Source organism: Streptomyces niphimycinicus (genome assembly GCF_018883605.1).
In the GTDB taxonomy this organism is placed as follows: Bacteria; Actinomycetota; Actinomycetes; order Streptomycetales; family Streptomycetaceae; genus Streptomyces; species Streptomyces niphimycinicus.
In genome coordinates, this window is record NZ_JAHLEM010000945.1 from 1 (window position 1) to 3,619 (window position 3,619).

The following is a 3,619-nucleotide window of genomic DNA, read 5'->3' on the forward strand; positions in this document are numbered from 1 at the left end:
AGCCGCCGCGCGGCGGGTGCGGCTGACGCTGCCCGCGCCCACCGGGCCGTACCCCGTGGGCACCGTCTCCCATCGCCTCGTCGATCAGGACCGGCCCGACCCCTGGGTCGCCTCCCGGCCGTCGCGCGAGCTGATGGTCAGCGTCCGCTATCCGGCCCGGGACGTCGAGCGGTATCCGCGCGCCGCGCAACTGCTGCCGGGCGAGGCGGCCGGTTTCGACCGGCTGAACAACTTGGGGGGCGTGCCGCGGGGCCGCGTCGACTGGGCGGCGACGCGCACCTTCGCGCACCAGGGGGCCCCGCCCGCGCGGGCGCGCCGGGGCGCCGGGTGGCCGGTGGTGCTCTACTCGCCCGGCGTCGGCGACCCCCGCTCGCTGGGCACCACGCTCACCGATGAGCTGGCCTCGCGCGGCTATGTCGTGATCTGTGTCGACCACACCTATGACGGGTCGGCGGTCGAGTTCCCGGATGGCCGGGTCGAGACCAGCAGGCTGCCGGAGGAGTACGTACGGGCCAAGCAGGAGGGCACGGTCGTCGAGCTGCTGCGGAAGACCTGTGCGGTGCGGGTGGCGGATCTCCGATTCGTCCTCGACCGGCTGGAGGCGCCGGAGGCACTGGAGGCGCTCGCCCCGACCCTGCTCGCCCCCATGCCGCTCGACCGGTCCGCGATCGGCGCGTTCGGGCAGTCGGCGGGCGGTTTCGCGGCCCTTCAGGCGATGCATGACGACCGGAGGATCGCGGCGGCCGCCAATCTGGACGGGGTGCTGGCCTATGTCGAGGAGGACCAGGACCCCGGCCCCCTCTCCACGGTCGCCGCGGACGGGGTGGACCGTCCCGTGCTGACCATGGGCATGGACGGAAACGATCACCACACCGTGCCGTCGTGGGGTGCGCTGTGGGAGCACAGCTCGGGCCCGCGCCTCGATCTGACGCTGCTCGGTTCGGCCCATGCGACCTACACCGACGCCACGTCGATGCTGCCGCGGATCGCCGCGCGGCTCGGCCTGCCGGAGAAGGTGGTGACCGACGCGATCGGCACGGTCGCCCCGCAGCGGGCGGTGGCGGTCCAGCGCGCGTACATCCCGGCGTTCTTCGACCGCGCGCTGCGCCACCGCGATGACACGGGGCTGCTGGACGGGCCGTCGGCCCGCTACCCGGAGGTGCGATTCGTCGACTGAGCGCTCCGCTAAGGGCTCCGCTAAGCGCTCCGCTGGAAGTGTCGCGATGCGTCGTCGGCCGACTGCGGCGCCGTCGTGGCTGGTCGCGCCCGCGCGGCGGAGCCGCACATCGACACGGCCCCGCGCCCCTTCGGGGCGCCGCCCGAACCGTAGCGGACTTCCTCCGACCTGCTCAGGCCCCCGGGACCGCGACCGGGCCGAATACGTCTAAAACAGTCCGAGCTGGGTGGTGAGCAAGGCGAGGACGACGACCAGCGACCAGCCGAGCAGATGCTCCAACAGATGATCCTCGCCGTCGGAGGGGCCTCCGGTGCGGGAGTGGAGGCCGGTGCGGCGCGCCGCGATGTCGGTCATGCGGGTGTCCTCGGTGCTCAGCGATGATCGTGATGAAAGTGATGAAATGGGTCATCACCGTTGCCCAGGGTGCGCGGAGCAGCCGCCAGGGGTAAAGGGGAAGTGGCCGAACTCACCCGAGGAGGACCACGGTGACCAGCGTCATTCCCAAGGGTCTGGGCGAGCAGATCCGCGCCCTGGCCGGAGGCGAGGTGACCTCCCATGTGCTGGTCGAGCAGGCGCTCGAGCGCATCGCCGAGACCCAGCCCACCCTGAACGCCTTCCGCCGCATCCGCGCCGAGGCCGCCCTGCGCGAGGCCGCCGAGGCCGACCGGCGGCTGGCGGCGGGGGAGCGGCTGCCGCTGCTCGGGGTGCCGCTCGCGGTCAAGGACGATACGGATGTGGCGGGCGAGCCCACCGCGTTCGGCTGCTGCGGCGACTTCCCGGCCAAGGTCGCGGACGGCGAGGCGGTACGGCGGCTGAGGGCGGCCGGTGCCGTGATCGTCGGCAAGACCAACACCCCCGAGCTGGGCCAGTGGCCGTTCACCGAGGGCCCCGCCTTCGGCGACACCCGCAACCCCTGGAACCCGGAGCACACCCCCGGCGGCTCGTCCGGCGGCGCCGCGGCCGCCGTCGCCGCCGGGCTGGTCCCCGCCGCGCTCGGCTCCGACGGCGCGGGCTCGGTCCGTATCCCCGCCGCCTGGACGCATCTGATCGGCATCAAGCCCCAACGCGGCCGGATCTCCACCTGGCCGGACGCCGAGTCCTTCAACGGCATCACCTGCAACGGCCCGCTCGCGCGTACGGTCGCCGACGCCGCGCTGCTGCTGGACGCCGTGAGCGGCAACCGCGAGGGGGATCTGCACTGCCCGGAGCCGGTGGATGTGCTGTCCGCGGTGGGCCGCGACCCGGGGCGGCTGCGGATTGCCCTGTCCTTCAAGACGGCCTTCACCGGCACCCCGAAGAGGCTGGACCCGGCCGTGCGGGCCTCGGTCGTCCGGCTCGCCGAGCGGCTGGCGGCCCTCGGCCATGAGGTCGTGGCGGCCGAGCCGCGCTACGGGCTCGTGGGCTTCTCCTTTCTGCCACGCGCCACCGCCGGGCTCTTCGAATGGTCCGGCCGCGTCCCCGATCCGCTGCTGCTCGACATCCGCACCCGCCACGCCGCCCGCAACGGCCGGCTGCTGGGCGGCGCCGCGCTGCGGTGGGCGCGGTCGTACGAGGGGCCGCTTCGGCGCCAGGTCGGGGCGATCTTCCAGCGCTTCGACGTCGTCCTCTCCCCGACGACGGCCACGCCCCCGCTGCGGATCGGCGCCATGGCCGGGCTGTCGGGGTGGCAGACCGATCGGGCCATGATCGCGGCGTGTCCGTACGCCTGGCCGTGGAATGTGCTGGGGTGGCCCGCGCTGAACGTCCCGGCCGGGTTCGCCGACCCCGACCGCACGCTGCCGCTGGGCGCCCAGTTCCTCGGCCCGGCCAACAGTGAGCCCGTGCTGATCTCGCTGGCGGCCCAGCTCGAGGCCGACCAGCGGTGGTACGAGCACCGGCCGTCGGTCCAGCCGTCGGTGTGACGTTTCAGGGCCGCCGGGCGCCGTAAGCGGTGAGCCGACTGGTCGTCGTCCGCATTCGTACCGACGATGCCGGGAGGCGATATGAGCGGGGAGTTCTGGCGGACGATCCAATTGGCCATGGAGAAGGACAACTGGACTGCCCGTCTTGTCGTGGTGAGCTGCGTGACGGCAGCGGTCGTGCTCGGCATCCGCATGATCGGCGCTGCCGGGTGATCAGGACCGGCGGCCGTGTGGCGTCGGGGTCGCGCTGAATGTCGTCGTGAGCCTTGTCTCATTTTCGCTGGTGCCCCAACTCGTCGCCCATGGGCGACGGGAGGGGCGCCGGCCCTGGACCCCGAGGGGGGCTCCGCCCCTCGGCTCCGGGGTCTGGGGCGGAGCCCCAGTTTCGGGAAGGGGCGGGGAGGGGAACAGCCCGCCGCAGGCGCCAAGACCCGCCAGGCCCCTAGTTTTTGCTGGCGTAGGTGACGAACGCGGTCCAGGAGGCTGGGGTGACAGCGAGTTGGGGGCCGTTGGGGTTCTTGGAGTCGCGGATGTGGATGAT

The 3,619-nt window shown here is 73.1% G+C and carries 5 protein-coding genes; 3 read left to right on the top strand and 2 right to left on the bottom strand.

Translation table 11 applies throughout. The annotated features are described in order from the left end of the window. Nucleotides 1-1,177: alpha/beta hydrolase family protein (locus KN815_RS45925; RefSeq protein WP_253209664.1), on the top strand; the 1,177-nt coding region annotated here is incomplete at its 5' end. A gap of 207 nt (nucleotides 1,178-1,384) precedes the next feature. Here KN815_RS45925 and KN815_RS45930 read toward each other — a convergent pair. After that, nucleotides 1,385-1,531 (bottom strand): SCO1431 family membrane protein, encoded by a 147-nt coding sequence (locus KN815_RS45930; protein ID WP_014061368.1) that lies wholly within the window; start codon nucleotides 1,529-1,531, stop codon nucleotides 1,385-1,387. A 131-nt stretch (nucleotides 1,532-1,662) separates the two neighbouring features. Here KN815_RS45930 and KN815_RS45935 point away from each other — a divergent pair, with 131 nt between their 5' ends. Further along, nucleotides 1,663-3,078, top strand: coding sequence for an amidase (locus KN815_RS45935; protein WP_216347728.1), 1,416 nt, complete (start codon nucleotides 1,663-1,665; stop codon nucleotides 3,076-3,078). 81 nt (nucleotides 3,079-3,159) lie between these two features. Further along, nucleotides 3,160-3,291 (top strand): hypothetical protein, encoded by a 132-nt coding sequence (locus KN815_RS51760; RefSeq protein ID WP_301184708.1) that lies wholly within the window; start codon nucleotides 3,160-3,162, stop codon nucleotides 3,289-3,291. Nucleotides 3,292-3,520: 229 nt separating this feature from the next. Here KN815_RS51760 and KN815_RS45940 read toward each other — a convergent pair whose 3' ends face one another. After that, complete coding sequence (locus KN815_RS45940) at nucleotides 3,521-3,619, bottom strand: DUF397 domain-containing protein (RefSeq protein WP_308403714.1); 99 nt, start codon at nucleotides 3,617-3,619, stop codon at nucleotides 3,521-3,523.